Origin of the sequence: Klebsiella sp. GL120222-02, from assembly GCF_003097195.1 — a bacterium.
In the GTDB taxonomy this organism is placed as follows: domain Bacteria; phylum Pseudomonadota; class Gammaproteobacteria; order Enterobacterales; family Enterobacteriaceae; genus Klebsiella; species Klebsiella variicola.
Window position 1 is genome coordinate 51,831 of record NZ_QEQO01000012.1, and the last position, 23,585, is coordinate 75,415.

The 23,585-nt window shown below is 57.9% G+C and carries 17 protein-coding genes; 6 read left to right on the forward strand and 11 right to left on the reverse strand.

Annotated elements, in window-relative coordinates; genetic code table 11:
* Positions 1-4: 4 nt before the first annotated feature.
* Positions 5-2,710 carry an HTH-type transcriptional regulator MalT gene (gene malT, locus N438_RS25555; RefSeq protein WP_008806996.1) on the reverse strand — a complete coding sequence of 902 codons (2,706 nt, stop codon included), beginning with the start codon at positions 2,708-2,710 and terminating at the stop codon, positions 5-7.
* 624 nt (positions 2,711-3,334) lie between these two features.
* Between malT and malP the strand changes: the two genes are divergently transcribed.
* Together malP and malQ are read left to right on the forward strand one after the other, a co-directional pair.
* Positions 3,335-5,725: a maltodextrin phosphorylase gene (malP, locus tag N438_RS25565; RefSeq protein WP_016161908.1), complete on the forward strand. Its 2,391-nt coding sequence runs from the start codon at positions 3,335-3,337 to the stop codon at positions 5,723-5,725.
* Positions 5,726-5,735: 10 nt separating this feature from the next.
* Complete coding sequence (gene malQ, locus N438_RS25570) at positions 5,736-7,832, forward strand: 4-alpha-glucanotransferase (protein ID WP_008806998.1); 2,097 nt, start codon at positions 5,736-5,738, stop codon at positions 7,830-7,832.
* A 98-nt stretch (positions 7,833-7,930) separates the two neighbouring features.
* Here the strand turns inward: malQ and gntT are convergent, their stop codons facing one another.
* From gntT to gntX, 3 genes are all read right to left on the reverse strand, one after another.
* Positions 7,931-9,247 carry a gluconate transporter gene (gene gntT, locus N438_RS25575; RefSeq protein WP_008806999.1) on the reverse strand — a complete coding sequence of 439 codons (1,317 nt, stop codon included), beginning with the start codon at positions 9,245-9,247 and terminating at the stop codon, positions 7,931-7,933.
* A 336-nt stretch (positions 9,248-9,583) separates the two neighbouring features.
* Positions 9,584-10,159, reverse strand: a complete 576-nt coding sequence (nfuA, locus tag N438_RS25580) for a Fe-S biogenesis protein NfuA (RefSeq protein WP_002920540.1) — start codon at positions 10,157-10,159, stop codon at positions 9,584-9,586.
* A 58-nt stretch (positions 10,160-10,217) separates the two neighbouring features.
* Positions 10,218-10,892 carry a DNA utilization protein GntX gene (gene gntX, locus N438_RS25585; RefSeq protein ID WP_012967132.1) on the reverse strand — a complete coding sequence of 225 codons (675 nt, stop codon included), beginning with the start codon at positions 10,890-10,892 and terminating at the stop codon, positions 10,218-10,220.
* 39 nt (positions 10,893-10,931) lie between these two features.
* Here gntX and bioH point away from each other — a divergent pair, with 39 nt between their 5' ends.
* The gene (gene bioH / locus N438_RS25590; RefSeq protein WP_049139641.1) at positions 10,932-11,705 is read left to right on the forward strand and encodes a pimeloyl-ACP methyl ester esterase BioH; all 774 of its coding nucleotides are present in this window, start codon (positions 10,932-10,934) and stop codon (positions 11,703-11,705) included.
* 120 nt (positions 11,706-11,825) lie between these two features.
* Positions 11,826-12,095 (forward strand): YdgH/BhsA/McbA-like domain containing protein, encoded by a 270-nt coding sequence (locus N438_RS25595; protein WP_002920510.1) that lies wholly within the window; start codon positions 11,826-11,828, stop codon positions 12,093-12,095.
* Positions 12,096-12,181: 86 nt separating this feature from the next.
* On the opposite strand, the gene feoC is transcribed toward N438_RS25595, so the two are convergent.
* The 5 genes from feoC to greB form a co-directional block, all read right to left on the reverse strand.
* Positions 12,182-12,421: a [Fe-S]-dependent transcriptional repressor FeoC gene (gene feoC / locus N438_RS25600; RefSeq protein ID WP_004202151.1), complete on the reverse strand. Its 240-nt coding sequence runs from the start codon at positions 12,419-12,421 to the stop codon at positions 12,182-12,184.
* 9 nt (positions 12,422-12,430) lie between these two features.
* Complete coding sequence (gene feoB, locus N438_RS25605) at positions 12,431-14,749, reverse strand: Fe(2+) transporter permease subunit FeoB (protein WP_012540404.1); 2,319 nt, start codon at positions 14,747-14,749, stop codon at positions 12,431-12,433.
* Between the two features lie 28 nt (positions 14,750-14,777).
* Positions 14,778-15,005, reverse strand: coding sequence for a ferrous iron transporter A (feoA, locus tag N438_RS25610; RefSeq protein ID WP_002920506.1), 228 nt, complete (start codon positions 15,003-15,005; stop codon positions 14,778-14,780).
* Positions 15,006-15,425: 420 nt separating this feature from the next.
* A complete protein-coding gene (locus N438_RS25615; RefSeq protein ID WP_116696581.1) occupies positions 15,426-17,756 on the reverse strand; it encodes a Tex family protein in 2,331 nt (776 codons plus the stop codon).
* Positions 17,757-17,856: 100 nt separating this feature from the next.
* A complete protein-coding gene (gene greB / locus N438_RS25620; RefSeq protein ID WP_008807004.1) occupies positions 17,857-18,330 on the reverse strand; it encodes a transcription elongation factor GreB in 474 nt (157 codons plus the stop codon).
* Positions 18,331-18,557: 227 nt separating this feature from the next.
* Between greB and ompR the strand changes: the two genes are divergently transcribed.
* Complete coding sequence (gene ompR, locus N438_RS25625; RefSeq protein ID WP_001157751.1) at positions 18,558-19,277, forward strand: two-component system response regulator OmpR; 720 nt, start codon at positions 18,558-18,560, stop codon at positions 19,275-19,277.
* Entirely contained in the window at positions 19,274-20,629 is a 1,356-nt protein-coding gene (envZ, locus tag N438_RS25630) for a two-component system sensor histidine kinase EnvZ (RefSeq protein ID WP_008807005.1), read from the forward strand. Before ompR ends, envZ begins: the two co-directional genes overlap by 4 nt.
* Before the next feature lie 77 nt (positions 20,630-20,706).
* Here envZ and pckA read toward each other — a convergent pair whose 3' ends face one another.
* Together pckA and hslO are read right to left on the reverse strand one after the other, a co-directional pair.
* Positions 20,707-22,329 carry a phosphoenolpyruvate carboxykinase (ATP) gene (pckA, locus tag N438_RS25635; protein ID WP_008807006.1) on the reverse strand — a complete coding sequence of 541 codons (1,623 nt, stop codon included), beginning with the start codon at positions 22,327-22,329 and terminating at the stop codon, positions 20,707-20,709.
* Positions 22,330-22,688: 359 nt separating this feature from the next.
* Positions 22,689-23,573, reverse strand: a complete 885-nt coding sequence (gene hslO, locus N438_RS25640) for an Hsp33 family molecular chaperone HslO (RefSeq protein ID WP_008807007.1) — start codon at positions 23,571-23,573, stop codon at positions 22,689-22,691.
* Between the last annotated feature and the right edge of the window lie 12 nt (positions 23,574-23,585).

Sequence of the window (23,585 nt, forward strand, 5' to 3'; positions counted from 1 at the left end):
GTCGTCAGACGCCGTATCCCATCATCTTGAGTAACTGCTGAGCATGCTGCACCGCGTCTTGCCGGTGGGCGACGCCCAGTTTCTGATACAGGTTGCGAATGTGGGTCTTGATGGTGGTAGCCGCCACGTCAAGCTCGCCGGCAATCTGCTCGTTGCTGTAACCGGAATAGATTAAGCCAAGCACCTGCCATTCGCGCTGGGTCAGCGGGCTGGTGCGGATAAGCTCCGGCACCTCCGGGTGATTCAGCAGCCGCTCGACGAACCCTTCGTCAAAGTGGGCGAATTTGTGGCGATGATGCTGGTTGATGTCGCGCAGAATACGCTGGGCGCGGTGTTGCTCCAGCTCCGGCAGAGTGTTCAGCTGGATCAGCTGGCGCAGCTGCTGAGCCATCGCCTCGCCTTCAATCACAAAGTGGTTGATAAAGCCGGTGCGGTTGGCGAGCGTCAGGGCTTCGAGCAAGGCTTTCTGCGCTTCGCTCTTGCGTCCCGCCTGCCAGTACAGCTGGTTGAGCAGCAGCAGGTTGCGGTTGAGATCGCTCATCAAACGCAGCGAACGCGCATTTTCGTTCAGCTCTTCCAGCACCATTTCCGCCGGTTCGAAATCGCCCAGCAGGATCTGCGCCCGGGCAATGTTGCGCCACTGGCTCTGCAGGAAGTGGTTGTTGGCGAATTCCGGCTTCGGCGTCTGGCGCAGCCAGTTGGCCGCCGCGGTTTTATCGCCGGTCATCTGCCAGTAGATCACTCGCACCTTATCGGCGTTGGAGACCCAGTCGCTGTGATAGTGACCGTTACCGAGCAGGTTTTCCAGCCGGTTCAGGTGGCTACGGGCATTATCGAGATCGCCGCGCGCCAGCGAGCACTGGACCATCAGCGCCAGACACTGCAGCTGCTGCTGCGGCTGATAAGTTGAGAGAACGTCCATTCCCTGGCGGGCGCAGGCTTCAGCTTCGTCGAGGCGCGCCCATGCCCATAGCAGCTGAGAACGGATGCGCAGCAGGAACTCATGCATCGGCAACTGCTCAAGGTGCTGTTCACGCACCAGCTGGAAGGCTTTCTCCTGGCTCTCCCAGGCAGCCTGCAGGAAGCCCTGGGCAAAGAGAATTTCACTTTGCTGAATAATGCTCCACAGCGCGTAATGCCACACGTCGTGACGGCGGGCCATCTGTTCGGTCTGCTGCATCACGGCGAGGGATTTGGTCAGTTTCCCCTTGCAATGGAGGACTTCGCCATGCACCGAGGTGGCGACGATGCGGCTGTAATAGTTGGCCAGCGGCAACTCTTCCAGGGCCACCATCGACAGACGTTCCGCTTCGTCCTGGTCGCCGTCGTTAATCGCTACCTGTGCGCGCAGCGCGTTGAAATCGCCATGCATCGCGGTGTCCATTTCCACACTCATCTCCTGCTCGGCGCGCGCCAGCAGGGTGTTGACTTCGCTGTAACGATGCTGGCTCTGCATCAGCCAGGCCTGCAGCAGGATCAGGCGCGGATTTTCCAGCAGATTTGACCAGGGCAGCGCCGACAGCGACTGCTCCAGCAGCCCTAGTTCGCTATGGTTAAACATGCCCCAGGCGTGGTTGAGTAAGATATCGCGCAGCATTTTGGCATCGCCAGCGGCCAGCGCATGATGAATGGCCTCGCTGGGGAACCCTTGCGCCATCCAGCTTTCCGCCGCAGCGCGGTGGATCTCCGGCAGTTCAACCGCCAGCTCCCACTGACAACGCTGGCGCAGGAAGCTGCCAAACAGCGGGTGATAGCGGAACCATTCACCGGAATCATCCATCCGCTGCAGGAATAGCCCCTGGCGTTCGATCTCCTCCAGCTGCATCTGGCCATTCTCTTCGCCGGTGACGCGCACGATTAACGCGTCGTTCATCGAGCGCAGCAGAGAACTCTTCAGCAAAAAGTTACGCGTGCGGGCGTCGACGTTATCCAGTACTTCATCCACCAGATAATCCGACAGATGGCTGGCGTTAATCCCGGCGAGGCGGCGGGCGGAGTGTTGGGCGGAAGAGTTATTCTGGCGGGCGGAGAGGGCGATGAGCTGCAGCGCGGTGGCCCACCCGGCGACATCGTCGCACAGCCGGCTGCTGTCGTCGGCTTCGATTGGCGACGTCAGACGGCAGTCGAAAAATTGTTTCGCTTCCTGGTGGGTAAAGGCCAGCTGCTGGCTGCCAATCTCCAGAAGCTGATCGCGGACGCGCAGGTTGGCAATGCCCAACTGCGGCAGGTTACGCGACAGCACCACCAGGGTCATATTCTCCGGCTGATGGCGCAGGAAAAAGCGCATCGCGTCATGGATCACCGGATTATTGATTAGGTGATAATCATCAATGACGAGGTACAGCGGGCGCTGCCAGTCGGCGAGTTCAATAAACAGCTGCGCAAAAAGAGAGGAGAGGCTGGCGTACTGGCGCTTTTGCACCATCGCTTCACTGGCCGCGCAGTGGTTGCCGGTAGCCTGCTGGATCGCCGCGATCAGATAGCTGGCAAAACGCTCCTGCTGATTGTCGCCTTCGTCCAGCGAAAACCACCCGAGATCGTTTTTACCCGCGGCCCACTGAGAAATGAGCGTTGTTTTACCGTACCCGGCAGGGCTGGTGATCAGCACGAGACGATAATTGTTCGCGCCGGAAAGTTTCGCCAGTAAACGCTCACGAACCACAGTGTGTTCAAGGCGGACCGGACGACTTAATTTGGACGGAATCAACATAGTTCTACATTTCGCTGTGCAAGAGAGAGGTTGCGATTTTTTTTGCGCTTCGTAATTAATATCTAATAAGGTCGGTGATTATGAAATTTATTGCAAGTTATGTCCGAACTTTATGCTCTTGAATTTGCTCTATGTCACAAATTTTGACATTGGTTGAGAATGGGGAAAAATCGCAGGCAGAACTCGCCGCCAGCGGTTTTCAGGCGGCGGCTGGCGGAGCGGGGAGAGATTTATTTTATGTGAAGAGTAGTTGTTTGTTTTTATTAAATTATTGTCAGAGATTTCTTAGAAGTAATCTTTTTTGCGGATCAATGTGATGAAATGTGCTTATTTCTCCAGAGCTCTCTATTTATTTTTTTAATAACCTGGCGAGAGGCGGAAAGATTTTTAGCGCGTATTGGCCTGTAACAAATTTTTTCCCTGCGGACGTAACCTCTCGATTGTCATATCGCGGTGATTTTTACAGCATATTTTTGCCTTCTCACCCACACTATAGTGTCCAGGATCACACTTTTCGCTCATCCCCGCCACTCCTCCCTGTCTAATCCCCGTCGGGATGAGGACGATGAATCGGGAGGTCGGCACACTAGCGCCATCGTTTTAGTAAAGGACCCGGATCTCATTATGTCACAGACTTCATTTAACAAAGCTCAGTTTCAGGCTGCACTGACGCGTCAGTGGCAGCATTTTGGTTTACAGTCCGCTTCCGAGATGACACAGCGTCAATGGTGGCGCGCGGTCAGCGGAGCGCTGGCGGAACTTCTGGCGGCGCAGCCGGTAGCGAAACCGGCGCAAGGACAGCGTCACGTTAACTACATCTCGATGGAGTTTCTGATTGGTCGCCTGACCGGCAACAACCTGCTCAACCTGGGCTGGTACGAGGGCGTTAGCGACGCGCTGAAAGGCTACGACGTCAACCTCACCGATCTGCTGGAAGAAGAGACAGACCCGGCGCTGGGTAACGGCGGCCTGGGACGTCTGGCAGCCTGCTTCCTCGACTCCATGGCGACGGTGGGGCAGTCGGCGACCGGTTACGGTCTCAATTACCAGTATGGCCTGTTCCGCCAGTCATTTGACGATGGCCAGCAGATGGAAGCCCCGGACGACTGGGGGCGTAACAGCTACCCGTGGTTCCGTCATAACGAAGCGCTGGATGTCCAGGTCGGCATCGGCGGGAAAGTCAGCAAAAATGGCGAATGGCAGCCGGCGTTCGTCATTACCGGCGAAGCCTGGGACCTGCCGGTGCTTGGCTATCGCAACAACGTCGCCCAGCCGCTGCGTCTGTGGCAGGCCAAACACGCTCATCCGTTCAACCTGACCAAATTCAACGATGGCGATTTCCTGCGCGCCGAGCAGCAGGGCATCGACGCGGAAAAACTGACCAAGGTGCTGTACCCGAACGACAACCATCAGGCCGGTAAAAAACTGCGCCTGATGCAGCAGTACTTCCAGTGCGCCTGCTCAGTGGCCGATATCCTGCGTCGTCATCATCTGGCAGGCCGCAAGCTGGCCGAGCTGGCGGATTACGAAGTGATCCAGCTGAACGATACGCACCCGACCATCGCCATTCCGGAGCTGCTGCGCGTGCTGATCGACGAGCACCAGCTGAGCTGGGACGACGCCTGGGCGATCACCAGTAAAACCTTTGCTTACACCAACCACACCCTGATGCCGGAAGCGCTGGAGTGCTGGGATGAGAAGCTGGTGAAAGCGCTGCTGCCGCGCCATATGCAGATCATTAAAGAGATCAACGACCGCTTTAAACAGCTGGTGGACAAAACCTGGCCGGGCGATAAGCAGGTCTGGGCGAAGCTGGCGGTGGTGCATGACAAGCAGGTTCGGATGGCCAACATGTGCGTGGTGGGCGGCTTTGCTGTCAACGGCGTGGCGGCGCTGCACTCGGACCTGGTGGTAAAAGATTTGTTCCCGGAATATAACCAGCTGTGGCCGAACAAATTCCATAACGTGACCAACGGCATCACGCCGCGCCGCTGGATCAAGCAGTGCAACCCGGCGCTGGCCTCGCTGCTGGATGAGACGCTGAAAAAAGAGTGGGCCAATGACCTCGACCAGCTGATCAACCTGGAAAAATATGCTGACGATGCGGCGTTTCGTCAGACTTATCGCGATATCAAGCAGGCCAACAAAGTTCATCTGGCTGAGTTTGTGAAGCAGCGTACCGGGATTGAGATCAACCCGCAGGCGATTTTCGATATTCAGATCAAACGCCTGCACGAGTACAAGCGTCAGCACCTTAACCTGCTGCATATTCTTGCGCTGTACAAAGAGATCCGCGAAAACCCGCAGGCGGACCGCGTGCCGCGCGTCTTCCTGTTCGGCGCGAAAGCGGCGCCGGGCTACTATCTGGCGAAAAACATTATTTTTGCCATCAATAAGGTAGCGGAAGCGATCAACAATGACCCGAAAGTCGGCGATAAGCTGAAGGTGGTCTTCCTGCCGGACTATTGTGTATCGGCAGCGGAAAAACTGATCCCGGCGGCGGATATCTCCGAGCAGATCTCCACCGCGGGTAAAGAAGCCTCTGGCACCGGCAACATGAAGCTGGCGTTGAACGGCGCGCTGACCGTCGGGACGCTGGATGGCGCTAACGTGGAAATCGCTGAGCAGGTGGGCGAGGAAAACATCTTTATCTTCGGCCACACGGTTGAAGAGGTGAAAGCCCTGAAAGCGAAAGGCTACGATCCGCTGAAATGGCGTAAAAAAGACAAGCTGCTCGATGCGGTGCTTAAAGAGCTGGAGAACGGCACCTACAGCAACGGCGACAAGCATGCCTTCGATCAGATGCTGCACAGCCTGCTGCAGGGCGGCGATCCGTACCTGGTGCTGGCCGATTTCGAAGCCTACGTAGCGGCGCAAAAACGGGTAGATGAGCTGTATCGAGACGAGGAGGCCTGGACCCGCGCGGCTATCCTCAACACCGCGCGCTGCGGCATGTTCAGCTCCGACCGCTCGATCCGCGATTATCAGCAACGTATCTGGCAGGCGAAACGCTAAAGGAAGGCCTATGGAGAGTAAACGCCTCGATAATGCCGCGCTGGCGGCGGGCATCAGCCCCAGCTATATCAATGCGCACGGCAAGCCGCAGTCTATCGCGGCTGTCACCAAACAGCGCCTGCTGGATGCGATGCATCGCTCTACCGCCGCCACGAAAGTGGCGGTTAACCCGCTGCCGAACGTGAAAATTTTCACCCACGGCAAAAAAATGTCGCTGCCGGTGGCAGGACGCGGTGAGTATCAGTGGATCCTGACCACTGAGGACGGTAAGCAGTATCAAGGGAAAACCCGCGGCGGCGAGACGCTGCCGCTGCCGGCTAAACTGCCGGAGGGGTACCACTCCCTGACGCTCACCCAGGAGGGAGAGCGTTGGCACTGCCGGACCATTGTCGCGCCGGCGCGCTGCTACGAACCGCAGCCGCTGAAAGAGGGGAAAAAGCTGTGGGGCACCTGCGTGCAGCTTTATACCCTGCGCTCGGAGAAAAACTGGGGGATCGGCGATTTTGGCGATCTGCGGGCCATGTTGCCGGAAATCGCCCGCCGCGGCGGGTCGTTTATTGGCCTTAACCCGATACATGCTCTCTATCCGGCGAACCCGGAGAGCGCCAGTCCGTATAGCCCGTCTTCACGTCGCTGGCTAAACGTCATCTACATCGACGTTAATGCGGTTGAAGATTTCCAGCGTAGCGAAGAGGCGCAGGCGTGGTGGCAGTCCGCAGCGACCCAGCAGGCCTTGCAGGCGGCGCGGCAAACGGATGATGTCGACTATACCGCGGTCACCACGCTGAAAATGACCGCGCTGCGTATGGCGTGGAAACGATTCTCTCGTCGTGAAGATGAGCAGATGACGGCGTTCCGCGAGTTTGTTCTGCGCGAAGGGGAAAGCCTCTACTGGCAGGCCGCTTTCGATGCGCTGCACGCCTGGCAGGTACAACAGGACCCGCTGCGCTGGGGCTGGCCGGCCTGGCCGAAGGCCTTTCAGGATATCGACAGCCCGGAGGTGAAAGCCTTCTGCATTGAGCATGAGGACGACGTCAGTTTCTATCTCTGGCTGCAGTGGCTGGCCTGGAGCCAGTTCGCCGCCTGCTGGGAAACCAGCCAGCGCGACGGGATGCCGATTGGCCTCTACCGCGATCTGGCGGTGGGCGTCGCCGAAGGCGGGTCGGAGACCTGGTGCGACCGTGAGCTGTACTGCCTGAAAGCGTCCGTGGGCGCGCCGCCGGATATTCTGGGCCCGCTGGGCCAGAACTGGGGCCTGCCGCCGATGGATCCGCATATTATTGCCGCTCGCGCCTATGAGCCGTTTATCGACCTGCTGCGCGCCAATATGCAGAACTGCGGCGCGCTGCGCATCGATCACGTAATGTCGGTGCTGCGTTTGTGGTGGATCCCCTATGGTGAAACCGCCGACCATGGCGCTTACGTTCAGTATCCCGTCGACGATCTGCTGTCGCTTCTGGCGCTGGAAAGCCAGCGTCATCGCTGCATGGTGATCGGCGAAGACCTGGGCACGGTACCGGTGGAGATTGTCAGCAAGTTACGCAACAGCGGCGTCTATTCTTATAAGGTGCTCTATTTTGAGAGTGATGCAGAGAAAACGTTCCGCGCGCCGGCGCTGTACCCGGAGCAATCAATGGCTGTGGCGACGACGCACGACCTGCCCACCCTCCGCGGCTACTGGGAAAGCGGCGATCTGACGCTAGGTAAAGCGCTGGGGCTCTATCCTGATGAGGTGGTGCTGCGCGGGCTGTACCAGGACCGCGAGCTGGCGAAGCAAGGGCTGCTGGATGCGTTGCATAAGTATGGCTGTCTGCCCAAACGTGCCGGGCATAAGGCCTCTCTGATGAGCATGACCGGGATCCTCAACCGGGGGATGCAGCGTTACATTGCCGACAGTAACAGTGCGCTACTGGGCCTGCAGCCGGAAGACTGGCTGGAGATGGCGTCGCCGGTTAACATTCCGGGCACCAGCACTGAGTACCCGAACTGGCGCCGGAAGCTGTCCGTCACCCTGGAGCAGATGTTTGCCGATGAACAGGTCAATAAGCTGATTAAGGATCTGGATAAACGGCGCAAGGCGGCGAGCAAGAAAGCCGCCGCCAGATGACTTCCCGCCGCGTCGTTTGCTGCGCGGCGATGAGCATGTCCGATAAAAAAGGCCGGTCCGCATTATGCGGACCGGCCTTTTTCTGTGCGGGAGTCTCCTTACACCACCATCCCCAGCAGCAGACAGCCTACCAGGCCGCATACTGAGATAATGGTTTCCAGCACCGACCAGGACCTGATGGTCTCGCCGATGGTCAGGTTAAAGTACTCTTTGAACAGCCAGAAACCCGGATCGTTGACGTGAGAGAAGATAACGCTGCCGGAGCCAACGGCGATAACCATCAGTTCCGGGCTGACGCCGGTGGTGGCGATCAGCGGCGCGGCAATCCCGCCTGCGGTGATGGCGGCAACGGTCGCCGAACCCAGCGCGATACGCAGCACTGCGGCGATTGACCACGCCATAAACAGCGGAGACATGTTCGATTCGTGCATGATAGAGGCGATGTATTTATCCATGCCGCTATCCACCAGCACCTGTTTGAAGGCGCCGCCGCCGCCGATGATCAACAGCATCATCGCGATGATTTTAATAGAAGAAGTCAGGGTATCGTTGATCTGCTCCATGGAGCGGCCGCGGTTCAAACCGAAGGTGAACAGGGCGATCAGTACCGCAATCAGGGTGGCCATCACCGGGTCGCCGAAGAACTCAGCAATCGGCAGGAAGGCGTGGCCCTTCGGCAGGATCATCTCGGCCACGGCGCGCATCGCCATCAGGATCACCGGTACCAGCGAGGTCCAGACGCTGACGCCAAAGCCAGGCATCTCTTCTTCTGTGAACACTTTCGGGTTATGCAGGCCTTCCGGGATCGGCTTATCAATGCCTTTCAGGAAGCGCGCAAACACCGGCCCTGCCAGGATAACCGTCGGGATAGCCAGAATGGTGCCGTAGAGCAGCGTTTTGCCCATATCGGCATGGAAGATGGTGGCAATCGCGGTCGGACCCGGATGCGGCGGCAGGAAGCCGTGGGTGACAGAGAGCGCGGCGGCCATCGGGACACCGACGTACAGCAGCGGGATGCGGGCCGAGGCGGCGATGGTAAATACCAGCGGCAGCATCAGCACGAAGCCTACTTCATAGAACAGCGCGAAGCCGACGGTGAAGCCGGTCAGGACCACGGCCCACTGAATATGCTTCTTACCGAACTTATTGATAAGGGTAGTGGCGATACGCTGGGCGCCGCCGCAGTCTGCCAGCAGTTTACCGAGCATAGCCCCGAAGCCCATGATCAGCGCGAGGCTGCCAAGGGTGCCGCCAACGCCGTTCTTGATAGAGACGATCACTTTATCCAGCGGCATACCCTGCATTAATCCGACGGCGAGCGCCACCAGAACCAGCGCAATGAAGCCGTTCATTTTGAAACGGATCATTAACAGCAATAACAGGGCAACCCCGATAGCAACGATGATTAATGGCATGATTTACCTGGCCTTAATTTGTTATGGGTAACGTCAAAGATTCAACCTGTAAGACATCTGCCCCATGTGGGAGCAAAATAGTCTGGCACCGTAAATACTTGCATTATCCTTACCCAGAGAAAGGATAGCTGGCTATTTTTTTGCCGGTGGTGCCTGAAGTGGATGATACGGGTAACATGTGAGGGTTGAGAATCACCTGACGGGGGAAAATGTTAAATATGAGACTTAAGTCATACTCTTTCCCCGGTTTTTGCCGGTCATTTAGCGGGAGATGTTGCGCGGTAACACAGAAAGGGCCAGGGAGGACCGGCGGCAGGGTGCCGCCGGAGGAAGGGCTTAGTAGTAGGAGTGCTCGCCGCGCTGATGCTCGGTCAAATCGCGAACCCCTTTCAGCTCCGGAAACTCGTTCAGCAGCTGCTTTTCAATGCCTTCTTTCAGGGTCACGTCAACCATCGAACAGCCGTTGCATCCGCCGCCGAACTGCAGAATAGCCAGACCGTCGTCGGTGATCTCCATCAGCGACACGCGGCCGCCGTGGCCCGCCAGCTGCGGGTTAATCTGCGACTGCAGCAGGTACTCGACGCGCTCCATCAGCGGGGCATCGTCAGAGACTTTGCGCATCTTGGCGTTCGGTGCTTTCAGCGTCAGTTGCGAGCCAAGCTGGTCGGTGACGAAATCAATTTCAGCGTCTTCCAGATAGGGCGCGCTGAGCTCATCGACATAGGCGGTCAGCTGTTCAAATTTCAGCGCCGTGTCGGTGTCTTCCACCGCATCCGGTGGGCAGTAAGATACGCCGCACTCAGCGTTTGGGGTGCCGGGATTAATCACAAATACGCGAATTTGCGTCCCTTCTTCCTGATTTGCCAGCAGTTTGGCAAAGTGCGCTTGTGCAGCATCGGAAATACGGATCATAGCGTTGGCCTAATAGTTGACTATTTTACTGGGTTATAATACGCCCATCAGCGGGGGTCTACAAGGTACGGCACAAACACCATACCTGAACCGTCGCGGCGCCGTTTCGCAAAAGCAGGCGGGATATCTCGGCGACGGTGCTGCCGGTCGTGACGACATCATCCACGATAGCGATATGGAGTCCCTCCACGGCAAATTCAAGCTGAAAGGCATTTTTCAGGTTCTGCCTGCGCTGGCGGGCATTGAGCGAATGTTGGACGGCGCCGGCTCGCTGGCGCGTCAGGCCTTCCCGATGCCAGACGCAACCTCGCCAGCGGGCTAACGGTCGGCACAGTTCGTCACACTGATTATAACCCCGGCGCCAGCGGCGGCGATGCCACAGCGGTACGCCGACCATACCGTCCACCGGCGGCAAATCGTGCCGCTGCAGAAGACGCAGCAGCAGCAGGCGCGCGAGGGCGGGCCCCAGCTCCGGACGATGGTGAAACTTCAACTGCTGGACCAGACCGCTCAGCGGCGGGCGATAGTCATTGACTGCCACCAGCCAATGCCAGGGAGGTGGTTTTTGCAGGCAGCGGCCGCAGGGGTGATGGGATGTCGCCGCCGGCAGGCCACACTGCGGGCAGAGCGGGGGGCAGGCGAGCAGGGCGCGGCTGCAGCGGGAGCAGATCCCCCAGCAGGCGACCGCCAGCGGCATTTGGCATAGCCAGCATAAGCTGTGTGCTGTTAGCATATTTGGCCTTCTGTCCAGTAAAAAAGAGAACGGTAACGGATGAACGACATCTGGTGGCAAACAATCGGCGAAGGTGATTGTCATCTTGTGCTGCTGCACGGCTGGGGGCTGAACGCTCAGGTATGGGATTGCATCACGCCGCAGCTGGCTTCGCATTTTACCCTCCACCTGGTGGACCTGCCGGGCTATGGCCGCAGCGGCGGATATGGGGCGATGTCGCTCGAGGCGATGGCGCAGCGGGTGCTGGAGCAGGCTCCTCCTCAGGCGGTGTGGCTGGGCTGGAGCCTGGGCGGGCTGGTGGCAAGCCAGGTGGCGATGATGCACCCGGAACGCGTGCAGGCGCTGGTGACGGTTGCCTCTTCCCCCTGTTTCGCGGCTTGTGACGACTGGCCCGGCATCAAGCCCGAGGTGCTGGCCGGGTTTCAGCAGCAGCTGAGCGACGATTTCCAGCGCACCGTCGAGCGATTCCTCGCCCTGCAAACCATGGGCACAGAGAGCGCGCGTCAGGATGCGCGGGCGTTAAAGCAGGCGGTGCTCTCGCTGCCGATGCCTTCTGCCGAGGCGCTGAACGGCGGACTGGAGATCCTCAGAACCGTCGATCTGCGCCAGGCGCTGGTTGGGTTGCCGATACCGTTTCTGCGGCTGTATGGCCGGCTGGACGGACTGGTGCCGCGCAAGATTGTCCCGCTGCTGGATGAGCTGTGGCCGGAAAGCGAGTCAATCCTCTTCGATAAGGCGGCGCATGCGCCGTTTGTTTCCCATCCCGCGGCCTTCTGCGAGCCGCTGCTGGCGTTGAAAAAGCGGCTGGGGTAATTTTTTTTGCCGCGCCATGGTAAATGGGCCATTCCTAGCAATACTTAGGTTGTTACGGTGGTTGATTATTTCATTCCGCCACCGTGACCTACAATAACAACCTTATGGAGAGTAGAGGCTATGAAACTTGTTACAGGAATGGTTGCATCTCTGGTGATTGGCACCCTGTCTTTTGGCGCATTTGCCGCGAAAGAGATCCAAAAAGAAGACGTGGCGAAGATGAATTTGACCAAGGTCGGCAGCATCACGACCTCCAGGACGACGTCACCGATGGACGCCCGACGCGATCTGTCTAAAAAAGCCGATGAGCTGGGTGGGAAATACTTTGTGGTGATTGCCGGGCAGAAAAACGAAAAAACCGTACACGCTAACGCTGACGTTTATAAATAATCCAGTCATAAAAAACGGGCCTGTTGGCCCGTTTTTCACTGCTTTCTTACTCGTTTTACCCGTTGCACGACCAGGCCTGACTCCTTTCATCGCAGCGCCCACCACTCCTGCTGGCACGCCGCTTTCCCTTCAGGACAGCTTTTACAGCTGCCTGAGAGACAGCCCTCGCTCGTTTCGCTGATCCGTACCACCTTACCCATGGCTTCCATCCGTTCCAGCATCGCGTCAATCAGCGGCTGAGGCGTCCGCAGGCGGGCGCTGAGCTGTTTCGCCTCCATACGGCCCTGCAGGGCCAGCATATCGCGGACTTCCATTAACGACGCCACAGACCCTCCTTAGTGGCAATCGCCAGCCGGGCTGGAACAGCAGGAGGCCGGCGTTTTTCGGGTGGCCAGCAGCGAGACGTCCACCCGGCTGCGCGCCCGGCGCAGCAGGCCGAAGAGCACCACGTTGAACAACACCACCGCCAGGATACACACCAGGCTGTAGCGCGGATGGTCGCTAAAGCTGACGGTCTGGTAATAAAGCGTCGAGAGCGAATAGGCGATATTCAGCCCCCACAGGATGGAGAAGGTCATCCAGCCGCGGCTCGATTCGCGGGCGATGGCGCCCATCACCGAGATGCAGGGGATATAGAGCAGAACGAAGATCAGGTAGCTGTATGCCGCCGCCGCGCTGCCAAATTTACTGCCCATCACGCCCATGGCGCCGGTGGCCATCTCGCCATCGCCTTTGCTGGCTTCGATGGGGTTGGCCAGGACGCTGAGGCTGAAGGTGTCTTTCAGTCCCTGCCATGTCTCGTCGACGGCGGCCAGCAGTTCTTCGCCGAGGCTGAAGGTCTGCGGATTGAACTCCTCATTCTGGATATCTTCGGCGGTATAGAGGGTGTTCAGCGTACCGACCACCACCTCCTTCGCCATCGCGCCGGTAAACAGGCCGACGGTGGCCTGCCAGTTATCTTCATGCACGCCGATCGGTTTAAACACCGGCGTAATGACCCGGCTCACCGAGGCCAGCGCGGAGTCGTTGATGTTGTCGACGACCTTACCGCTCAGCGAGAAGCTGTTCAGCGCGCTGAGGAAGATGCTGACAATGACGATCACCTTCCCGGCGCGCAGCACAAAGCCTTTCAGGCGCTGCCAGGTCTGGATAATCAGGCTCTTGATGTGCGGGACGTGGTACACCGGCAGCTCCATCACGAACGGCGAGGCTTCGCCACGCATAATGGTGTGCTTCAGCATCAGGCCGGTGAGAATGGCCATCACAATGCCCAGCACGTAGAGCGAGAAGACCGCCAGCGCACCGTTCTGACCAAAGAACGCGGCTGCGAAGACGGCGAAGATCGCCAGCCGCGCGCCGCAGGACATAAACGGCGCCATCATAATGGTCATCAGACGCTCGCGCGGCGCGTCAAGGGTACGGGCGCCCATCACCGACGGCACGTTGCAGCCGAAACCGACAATCAACGGGACAAAGGATTTCCCCGGCAGGCCGAGGGCTTGCATCAGGCGGTCCATGACAAAGGCGGCGCGCGCCATGTAGCCGGAGTCCTCGAGGAAGGAGAGGAACAGATACATCATGCCGATCTGCGGCACCAGCGGTAGCACGGTGTTGATACCGCCGCCGATCCCCTGGGCGAGGAACACGGTCAGCCAGTCCGGGAAGTGCAGGGTGTAGCCCAGCCATTGAATACCGTGAATAAAGACCGCGACCGAGCCGGCATCAAAAATCGGCTGCAGCGCGCCGCCGATGTTTATCGCCAGCAGGAACATCAGGTACATGACAAAGAGAAAAATCGGTAACCCGAGGAAGCGGTTAAGGATCACTTTGTCCATTGCCGCGGTGAAGCGGCTTGGCTCGGCGGTCAGGGTGTTGCTGACGGCGTCGCAAACGGCGGCGATGGTCTGATAGCGCGCGTCTGCGATATGCAACGCCGGGTCGTCGATCTCGTCGCTGAGATTCGCCAGAGCAATATCCAGTTTATCGGCGGCGTCGCCGGCATAGGCCCGGCTGTAGATATCGCCCTCCAGCATCTGCAGACCCAGCCAGCGCCGCTGCCGGGTCGGGATCTGCGCTGACATTTGCTGCGCCAGCAGGTCAGCTTCGCGCAGCAGCGGCTGCGGATAGTGAACCAGCTCAATATCGCTGTTCGCCTGATGACGGTCGAGGGCAATCTTCAGCGCTTCGATTCCGCGTCCGCGGGTTGAGACCAGCGGAATGACCGGGCAGCCGAGACGGGCGGCGAGGGCGTCGATATCGATACGCACCTGCTGCTTTTCGGCGATATCCAGCATGTTCAGCGCGACGACGCAGGGGATCCCCAGCTCGAGCAGCTGCAGCGTCAGATAGAGGTTTCGCTCGAGGTTGGAGGCATCAACCACGTTAATCAGCATGTCGGCGTCGCCGCTCAGGATGTAGTGGCAGGCAATCTGCTCGTCCAGCGAGGTCTGCGAAGAGATGGTGGTCAGGGAGTAGGTCCCCGGGAGGTCGACCAGCGTGACCTGATGGTCAGTGGTGGCGAAAACGCCCTCTTTACGCTCAACGGTGACCCCGGCCCAGTTGCCTACGCGCTGGCGGGCGCCGGTCAGCTGATTAAATAAGGTGGTCTTGCCAGAATTAGGATTACCAATTAAACCAACGGTTAATTTTTTCATATTTCAGACTCTTGTGCCGGGCCAGCCGTTATTGTGCAACCGCTTCCAGTTCGATTAAGGCGAGATCTTTTTTGCGTAATACCAGACTGACGCGTCGGGTTTCAATATGAACAGGATCGCCGAGCGGCGCTACGCGAACCACATGAAAAGAGGAACCGGGCAGCATGCCGAGGGAGAGTAATTTCTGACGGTATGCTGGGCTAATATCGCGGGAGAATCCGGTAATTTTCCACGCACTATCAGGTGTGAATTGCATAGGGCCTACTTGTCTATCGATAACCGAAGAAGAATTTTCCGGACGCCTGGAGGCAGCTGCGCCGGGGACCGTAGCCAACGAAAAAGGAAAAAACGTTCTGAAAGTGATGATAATGAGAATGGTTTTTATCATCAATACATATGATGCGCTTCGCGCTATTTTTATAGCGAAAATCACCTTTTTATTGATATGCCGCAAAATCCAGTCGGTGATCAAATAGGCGCAAAATATTATTTCGGCGATCTAATGTTTAATTAAGGTTTCTTAAGTTAACGAAATGAAAATAATAATTTCGCGACCTTTCCTTAACGGAATTAATGCAGGTTATCAGAAATGACTGAACCCGTTTTGCGCGTAATGGCGGCCGTATCGCCAGGGGATGAAAAATGAAAACTGCCCCTGAAAAGGGGCAGGGAGAGATTAGCGTTTTTTACCCATCGCCGCAGCGAGGGCATCCATCATTGCGCTGTTACCGGCAGGCTGTGCCTCGCGACCGCGGGGTTTGGCGGCCTTCGCGGCCGGGCGGTTACCCTGGGGGCGATCCTGACCGCCGCCGCGGCGGGCGTTGCTGTCGCCTGGCTGCTCGTCGAGACGCATGGTCAGGGCGATACGTTTACGCGGCAGATCGACTTCAATGACCTTGACCTTCACGATGTCGCCCGCTTTCACCACGGTGTGCGGATCTTCAACAAACCGGTCAGAAAGCGACGAAATGTGTACCAGTCCATCCTGATGGACGCCGATATCGACAAACGCGCCGAAATTGGTGACGTTGGTGACGGCGCCTTCCAGGATCATCCCCGGCAGTAGATCGTTCATGGTCTCTACGCCGTCGGCGAACTTCGCCGTCTTAAACTCCGGACGCGGATCGCGGCCTGGTTTTTCCAGCTCTTTGATAATGTCGGTGACGGTCGGAACGCCGAACTTCTCATCGGTGAAATCCGCAGCCTTCAGATGACGCAGTTCGCTGCTGTTGCCCATCAGATCTTTCAGCGCCTGCTGGGTGGCGGCCAGAATGCGCTCGACCACCGGATAGGCTTCCGGGTGCACGGTGGAGGCATCCAGCGGGTTGTCGCCGTGGTTGATACGCAGGAAGCCGGCGCACTGTTCAAAGGCTTTCGGCCCCAGACGGCTGACCTTCAGCAACTGCTGGCGATTCTGGAACTGGCCGTTCTCGTCGCGCCAGGCAACGATGTTCTGCGCCATCATGCGGGTCAGGCCGGCGACGCGGGTCAGCAGCGGAACGGAGGCGGTGTTCAGGTCAACGCCGACGGCGTTCACGCAGTCTTCCACCACCGCGTCCAGCTTACGCGCCAGCTGGGTCTGGCTGACATCGTGCTGATACTGGCCGACGCCAATCGATTTCGGGTCGATTTTCACCAGCTCGGCCAGGGGATCCTGCAGACGGCGGGCGATGGAGACCGCGCCGCGCAGCGACACGTCGAGGTCCGGGAACTCCTGGGCCGCCAGCTCGGAGGCGGAGTAAACGGAAGCCCCGGCTTCGCTGACGATCACCTTCTGGGCGGTGACTTTCGGGAACTGCTTCTGCACGTCGAGGAAGAAACGCTCGGTTTCACGCGAGGCGGTACCATTGCCGATGGCCACCAGCTCAACATTGTACTTTTCACACAGCGCGGCGACGACGACGGCCGCTTTGGCGGCCTGGCCGGTATGGGGATAGATGGTATCGGTGGCGACCAGTTTACCGGTGGCGTCGACGACGGCCACTTTCACCCCGGTGCGCAGGCCCGGATCGAGTCCCATGGTGGCGCGCAGCCCGGCGGGCGCGGCCATCAGGAGGTCGTGCAGGTTACGGGCGAAGACGTTGATGGCTTCGTCCTCCGCGCGCTCGCGCACGGTGCCCATCAGCTCGGTTTCGAGGTGCATCAGCACTTTGATACGCCAGGTCCAGCTGACGACACCTTTACGCCAGCTGTCCGCCGGGGCGTTATTCAGGCGCAGGCCAAGGTGGTCGATAATAATTTGCTCGCCGTGGCTCTCTTTCGGCGGCTCGTCAAACTGCGGATCGGCGTTTAAAGAGAGCTGCAGCACGCCTTCGTTGCGACCGCGGAACATCGCCAGCGCGCGATGCGACGGCACGGTGGCGATCGGCTCGTGGTGATCGAAGTAGTCGCGGAATTTGGCGCCTTCCTCTTCTTTGCCGCTGACGACGGTGGAGACCAGGTGGGCGTTTTTCCACAGATAGTCACGGACCTTCGCCAGCAGCGCGGCGTCTTCGGCAAACCGCTCCATCAGAATATAGCGCGCGCCATCCAGGGCCGCTTTGCTGTCGGCCAGGCCTTTATCGGCGTCAATATATTTTGCGGCTTCCGTTTCCGGATCGTGGGACGGTTCGTTCCACAGCAGGTCAGCCAGCGGCTCCAGCCCGGCTTCGATGGCGATCTGCCCGCGGGTACGGCGCTTCGGCTTGTACGGCAGGTAGAGGTCTTCCAGTTCGGTTTTGCTCAGCGTGGAGGTGATGGCTTTTTCCAGCGCGTCGCTCAGTTTGCCCTGTTCAGCGATGGATTTGAGGATCGCCTGACGACGGTCTTCCAGTTCGCGCAGATAGCCAAGGCGAGTTTCCAGATTACGCAGCTGCGTGTCATCCAGACCGCCGGTGACTTCTTTACGATAACGTGCAATAAACGGCACGGTGTTCCCTTCATCAAGCAGGCGAACGGCAGCTTCTACCTGTTCGGCTCTGGCCTGAAGTTCACCCGCAATAATGCGGCAGAGCGAATCATTCATCATGGCTTTTAATTCATCTTTAGGGTCAAAAATCAGGGACTAGTTATACGGACTGACGGCTGAAAATGCCAGTCGCGCCCGGTGTCTCTCGGAAAGTTCTTGTCTATTTTACGTATTCGATCTCGTTGACATACCAGCTGGCTTCGCCCGCCGGCGTGTTAACGATAGCCAGATCGCCGACCTCTTTTTTCAGCAAGGCGCGCGCCATCGGTGAGTCGATGGAGATGTAGTCTTTGCGGCCAAAAATCTCATCGTAGCCGACGATGCGAAAGCGTTTGGTATCGCCCTCGTCGTTTTCGATCTCTACCCAGGCGCCAAAGAAGACTTTGCCTTCCTGCTGCGGGGAATAATCGACGATCTTTAACTGTTCCAGACATTTGGTCAGATAGCGGACCCGGCGATCGATCTCCCGCAGGCGCTTTTTGTTGTACTGGTAGTCCGCGTTCTCGCTGCGGTCGCCAAGGCTGGCGGCCCAGGTGACCTTTTTGGTCACTTCCGGGCGCTCCTGGCGCCACAGGTAGTCCATTTCCTGCTTCAGTTTTTCATATCCCTCGCGGGTGATCAGCGGCGTTTTCATCGTGAGTTCAACCTTCTGACAGTCTGTCGTTGCGCACAATTTGTAGCGCGTAATAATACCGACAGGATAAATACTGTGTCTTATGATTAAATGTATACTTAACCTGCTGTTAAATATGCTTTGTAACAATTTAGCCTGGAATATATACCAGATTTAGCTGGTGAGCGCGCCGGGCTTTTTTGAGAATACGCACTGACTATTGCAGTGAACCTTTGGGAGTACAAACAATGCAAGAGAATTATAAGATTCTGGTTGTGGATGACGACATGCGCCTGCGTGCGCTGCTCGAACGTTATCTGACCGAGCAGGGCTTCCAGGTTCGTAGCGTGGCGAACGCCGAACAGATGGATCGTCTGTTAACCCGTGAATCCTTCCACCTGATGGTGCTGGATCTGATGCTGCCAGGGGAAGATGGTCTCTCGATTTGCCGTCGTCTGCGCAGTCAGAGCAACCCGATGCCGATCATTATGGTGACGGCGAAAGGTGAAGAGGTTGACCGGATCGTTGGCCTGGAAATCGGGGCTGACGACTACATTCCGAAGCCGTTTAACCCGCGTGAACTGCTGGCCCGTATTCGGGCGGTGCTGCGTCGTCAGGCGAATGAACTGCCGGGCGCGCCATCGCAGGAAGAGGCGGTTATCGCCTTTGGTAAATTCAAACTGAACCTGGGCACCCGCGAGATGTTCCGTGAAGACGAGCCGATGCCGTTGACCAGCGGCGAATTTGCGGTCCTGAAGGCGCTGGTGAGTCATCCTCGCGAACCGCTGTCGCGCGATAAGCTGATGAACCTCGCCCGCGGCCGCGAATATTCAGCGATGGAGCGCTCCATCGACGTTCAGATCTCCCGCCTGCGCCGCATGGTGGAAGAGGACCCGGCGCATCCGCGCTATATCCAGACCGTCTGGGGTCTGGGCTACGTCTTCGTCCCGGACGGCTCTAAGGCATGAAACGCGTGCGCTTTTCGCCGCGCAGCTCCTTTGCTCGCACGCTGCTCCTGATCGTCACCTTGCTGTTCGTCAGCCTGGTGACGACCTATCTGGTGGTACTGAATTTCGCGATCCTGCCGAGTCTCCAGCAGTTTAATAAAGTATTGGCCTACGAAGTCCGTATGCTGATGACCGACAAACTGCAACTGGAGGATGGCACCCAGCTGGTGGTGCCCCCGGCGTTTCGTCGTGAAATTTATCGTGAGCTGGGGATTTCGCTCTATTCCAATGAAGCGGCGGAAGACGCAGGGCTGCGCTGGGCGCAGCATTATGAATTCTTAAGCCAGCAGATGGCGCATCAGCTCGGCGGCCCCACTGAGGTGCGGGTGGAGGTCAATAAAAGCTCCCCCGTGGTGTGGCTGAAGACCTGGCTGTCGCCCAATATCTGGGTGCGGGTACCGCTGACCGAGATCCATCAGGGCGACTTCTCGCCGCTGTTCCGCTATACCCTGGCGATCATGCTGTTGGCGATAGGCGGCGCCTGGCTGTTTATCCGTATTCAGAACCGTCCGCTGGTAGATCTCGAACACGCGGCGCTGCAGGTCGGGCGCGGTATTATCCCGCCGCCGCTGCGAGAGTATGGCGCCTCTGAGGTGCGCTCTGTGACCCGCGCCTTTAACCATATGGCCGCGGGCGTGAAACAGCTGGCTGACGACCGTACGTTGCTGATGGCCGGGGTCAGCCACGATTTACGTACTCCGCTGACGCGCATTCGTCTGGCCACCGAGATGATGGGCGAGCAGGACGGGTATCTCGCTGAGTCGATCAATAAAGATATCGAAGAGTGCAACGCCATCATCGAGCAGTTTATCGACTATCTGCGCACCGGGCAGGAGATGCCGATGGAGCTGGCGGACCTCAATGCTGTACTGGGCGAAGTGATCGCCGCAGAGAGCGGCTATGAACGTGAGATCGCCACCGCCCTGCAGGCCGGTGAAATCCCGGTACGCATGCACCCGCTTTCTATCAAGCGTGCGCTGGCGAATATGGTGGTGAATGCGGCTCGCTATGGCAATGGCTGGATCAAGGTCAGCAGCGGCAGCGAAGCGAGCCGGGCCTGGTTCCAGGTGGAAGATGACGGGCCGGGGATCAAACCTGAGCAGCGCGAACATCTGTTCCAGCCGTTTGTACGCGGCGATAGCGCCCGCAGTACCAGCGGCACCGGGCTGGGGCTGGCGATTGTTCAGCGTATTATCGACAATCACAACGGCCGGCTGGAGATTGGCTCCAGCGAACGCGGCGGATTACTGATCCGCGCCTGGCTGCCGGTGCACCGGATGCTGGCGCCGATGAAACCCACTAAAGAGAGCTGAGTGCGGCCGAGGTTGGCTAATCAGGACGTTGCACAACAAAAAGCCGGGCAAGCCCGGCTTTTTCACCTCTACGCCCGTTAGCGCTGCGGCCCTGCCGCCACCAGCGCGGCGCCCGCTGGCGTATCGGTATACTTCTCAAAGTTCTCGATAAACAGCTTCGCCAGCTGATCGGCTTTTTCCTGCCACTGCTCCGGGGAACCATAGGTGCTGCGCGGATCGAGGATCTGGGTATCCACACCCGGGAGCGCCGTTGGGATCTGCAGGTTAAACATCGGCAGGGTAAAGGTCTCCGCGTTGTCCAGCGAGCCATTGAGGATGGCGTCGATGATGGCGCGGGTATCTTTAATCGAGATACGCTTGCCGGTGCCGTTCCAGCCGGTATTGACCAGATAAGCCTGCGCGCCGGCCGCCTGCATACGTTTAACCAGCACTTCGGCGTACTGTGTCGGATGCAGCGACAGGAAGGCGGCGCCAAAGCAGGCGGAGAAGGTTGGCGTGGGCTCGGTCACGCCGCGTTCGGTGCCGGCCAGTTTGGCGGTAAACCCGGACAGGAAATGGTACTGGGTCTGATCGGCGGTCAGGCGGGAGACCGGCGGCAGGACGCCGAACGCATCGGCCGTCAGGAAGATCACTTTGGTGGCGTGACCCGCTTTGGAAACCGGTTTAACAATGTTGTCGATATGGTCGATGGGGTATGAGACGCGGGTGTTTTCAGTCTTCGAACCGTCATCGAAATCGATCGTGCCATCGGCGCGCACCACCACGTTTTCCAGCAGAGCATTGCGGCGAATGGCGTGATAGATATCCGGCTCGGCCGCTTCAGAGAGCTTGATGGTCTTGGCGTAGCAGCCCCCTTCGAAGTTAAACACGCCGTCGTCATCCCAGCCATGTTCATCATCGCCAATCAGGCGGCGTTTTGGATCGGTGGAGAGGGTGGTTTTGCCGGTGCCTGAGAGGCCGAAGAAAATGGCGACATCGCCTTTTTCGCCGACGTTGGCTGAGCAGTGCATGGAGGCGATGCCCTTCAGGGGCAGCAGGTAGTTCATGATCGAGAACATCCCTTTCTTCATTTCGCCACCATACCAGGTGCCGCCGATCAGCTGGATGCGCTCGGTGAGGTTGAAGGCGATGAAGTTTTCTGAGTTCAGACCTTGCTCTTTCCACTGCGGATTGGTGCACTTCGCGCCGTTCATCACGATGAAGTCGGGCTCGAAGTCCGCCAGCTCTTCATCGCTCGGGCGGATGAACATGTTTTTAACGAAGTGCGCCTGCCAGGCCACTTCGGTAATAAAGCGCACGCTGAGACGGGTATCGGCGTTGGCGCCGCAGAAGGCGTCGACGATAAACAGCCGTTTACCGGACAACTGATGGGTCACCAGCCCTTTCAGATGCTGCCAGGTTTCCTGTGAAAGCGGCTTGTTGTCGTTTTTACCTTTGCCTTTATCGGACCACCAGACGGTATCGCGGGTGGTGTCGTCGCGAACGAGATACTTATCTTTCGGAGAACGACCGGTAAAAATGCCCGTGTCGACGGCGATAGCACCCAGACTGGTTAATACGCCACGTTCGTAACCTTCCAGGCTGGGGTCGAGCTCTTCCTGAAACAACATATCGTAGCTGGGGTTGTGGACGATATCCTGAACGTCATTGATACCATAAGCCTTGAGATCCTGCGGGGTTAAACCATGATTAACGCGCATGTCACTGCTCCTTAGCCAAGATGTACTGCTGTAAATTGTAGGGTTTATTACCGGGTATTGACCGCGACCAGGCTCATAGATTTACGTATCTCGACATTCCTCAGAATGACGAAAAAAACGGTGACTCCTGTCACGAAGTGAAGTGGATTATCTCAGGAAATGGGCGGATGTTGGGGGTAGATGTTTATTAATGGTTAAAAAGTAATTAAAAAAACTACTGAATTGTGAATGTAATCGCTTTCCTGGAATAAAATTACGTAACTCTTTCAGGGAAAATCGATTCAACTCGTGAATAAATAAAAGTCAGGCACAAGGCGACGAACAACATCGCCACCCTGTACCTGTGGAAGACGCGGGGATTAATGGACCTGTGGGTCGGCCGGAGAGGCGTTATTACGGATCTCGGCAATATCCATGGCATTGAAGATATAGTGGTTACCGCAGTAGTCGCAGTGCATATCAATCTCGCCTTCATCGGCGAGGATGCTATCTATCTCTTCATCCGGCAGGGTCTTCAGCGCGCCAGCGCAGCGTTCACGAGAACACGTACATTTGAACTCGACGCTCTGCGGCTCGTAGACCGTGACCTCTTCCTCATGGTACAGGCGCCACAGCACATCGTTCGCCGGCAGGGTGAACAGCTCTTCCGCCTTGATGGTCTCGGTGAGCGTCGCCAGGTGCTCGAAGTCGGTCGTCTGGGTATCCTGCGCCGGCATCACCTGCAGCAGCATCCCACCGGCCATCGGCTGACCTTCATGTTCCCCGGTGCGAATGATGAGGCGCGTCGGCAGCTGCTCTGAACGCTGGAAGTAATCTTCCAGGCAGGCGGCCAGCGTATCGCCTTCCAGACCGACCACACCCTGATAACGTTCACCCTCTTTCGGGGAGATGGTAATGACCAGATAGCCGTTGCCGACCATCGTTTTCAGATCCGCATCGTCCGCAATATCGCCCTGCACGCGCGCGACGCCGCGCAACTGCTGCTGGTTATTGCCGTTGATCACCGCCAGCTGTAAAGGGCCATCGCCCTGCAGCTGAACGGTAATATCACCAGCAAACTTCAGCGTCGCGGTCAGCAGGCTGGTGGCGACCAGCAGCTCCGCCAGCACCGTTTTCACCGGCTGTGGATAGGTGTGATTCGCCAGAATCTGTTCCAGGGTTTCCGACACCGTCACCAGCTCGCCGCGTACGGCATAGTTTTCAAACAGATAACGATGTAATTGATCGTGTTGAGTCATAATCATCTCTCTTTCTGG

What these genes read in the sequence shown, in the direction of transcription:
- malT (WP_008806996.1), bottom strand. Translation starts at nt 2,710, where the DNA reads ATGTTGATTCCGTCCAAATTAAGTCGTCCGGTCCGCCTTGAACACACT.
- malP (WP_016161908.1), top strand. Translation starts at nt 3,335, where the DNA reads ATGTCACAGACTTCATTTAACAAAGCTCAGTTTCAGGCTGCACTGACG.
- malQ (WP_008806998.1), top strand. Translation starts at nt 5,736, where the DNA reads ATGGAGAGTAAACGCCTCGATAATGCCGCGCTGGCGGCGGGCATCAGC.
- gntT (WP_008806999.1), bottom strand. Translation starts at nt 9,247, where the DNA reads ATGCCATTAATCATCGTTGCTATCGGGGTTGCCCTGTTATTGCTGTTA.
- nfuA (WP_002920540.1), bottom strand. Translation starts at nt 10,159, where the DNA reads ATGATCCGTATTTCCGATGCTGCACAAGCGCACTTTGCCAAACTGCTG.
- gntX (WP_012967132.1), bottom strand. Translation starts at nt 10,892, where the DNA reads ATGCTAACAGCACACAGCTTATGCTGGCTATGCCAAATGCCGCTGGCG.
- bioH (WP_049139641.1), top strand. Translation starts at nt 10,932, where the DNA reads ATGAACGACATCTGGTGGCAAACAATCGGCGAAGGTGATTGTCATCTT.
- N438_RS25595 (WP_002920510.1), top strand. Translation starts at nt 11,826, where the DNA reads ATGAAACTTGTTACAGGAATGGTTGCATCTCTGGTGATTGGCACCCTG.
- feoB (WP_012540404.1), bottom strand. Translation starts at nt 14,749, where the DNA reads ATGAAAAAATTAACCGTTGGTTTAATTGGTAATCCTAATTCTGGCAAG.
- feoA (WP_002920506.1), bottom strand. Translation starts at nt 15,005, where the DNA reads ATGCAATTCACACCTGATAGTGCGTGGAAAATTACCGGATTCTCCCGC.
- N438_RS25615 (WP_116696581.1), bottom strand. Translation starts at nt 17,756, where the DNA reads ATGATGAATGATTCGCTCTGCCGCATTATTGCGGGTGAACTTCAGGCC.
- greB (WP_008807004.1), bottom strand. Translation starts at nt 18,330, where the DNA reads ATGAAAACGCCGCTGATCACCCGCGAGGGATATGAAAAACTGAAGCAG.
- ompR (WP_001157751.1), top strand. Translation starts at nt 18,558, where the DNA reads ATGCAAGAGAATTATAAGATTCTGGTTGTGGATGACGACATGCGCCTG.
- envZ (WP_008807005.1), top strand. Translation starts at nt 19,274, where the DNA reads ATGAAACGCGTGCGCTTTTCGCCGCGCAGCTCCTTTGCTCGCACGCTG.
- pckA (WP_008807006.1), bottom strand. Translation starts at nt 22,329, where the DNA reads ATGCGCGTTAATCATGGTTTAACCCCGCAGGATCTCAAGGCTTATGGT.
- hslO (WP_008807007.1), bottom strand. Translation starts at nt 23,573, where the DNA reads ATGATTATGACTCAACACGATCAATTACATCGTTATCTGTTTGAAAAC.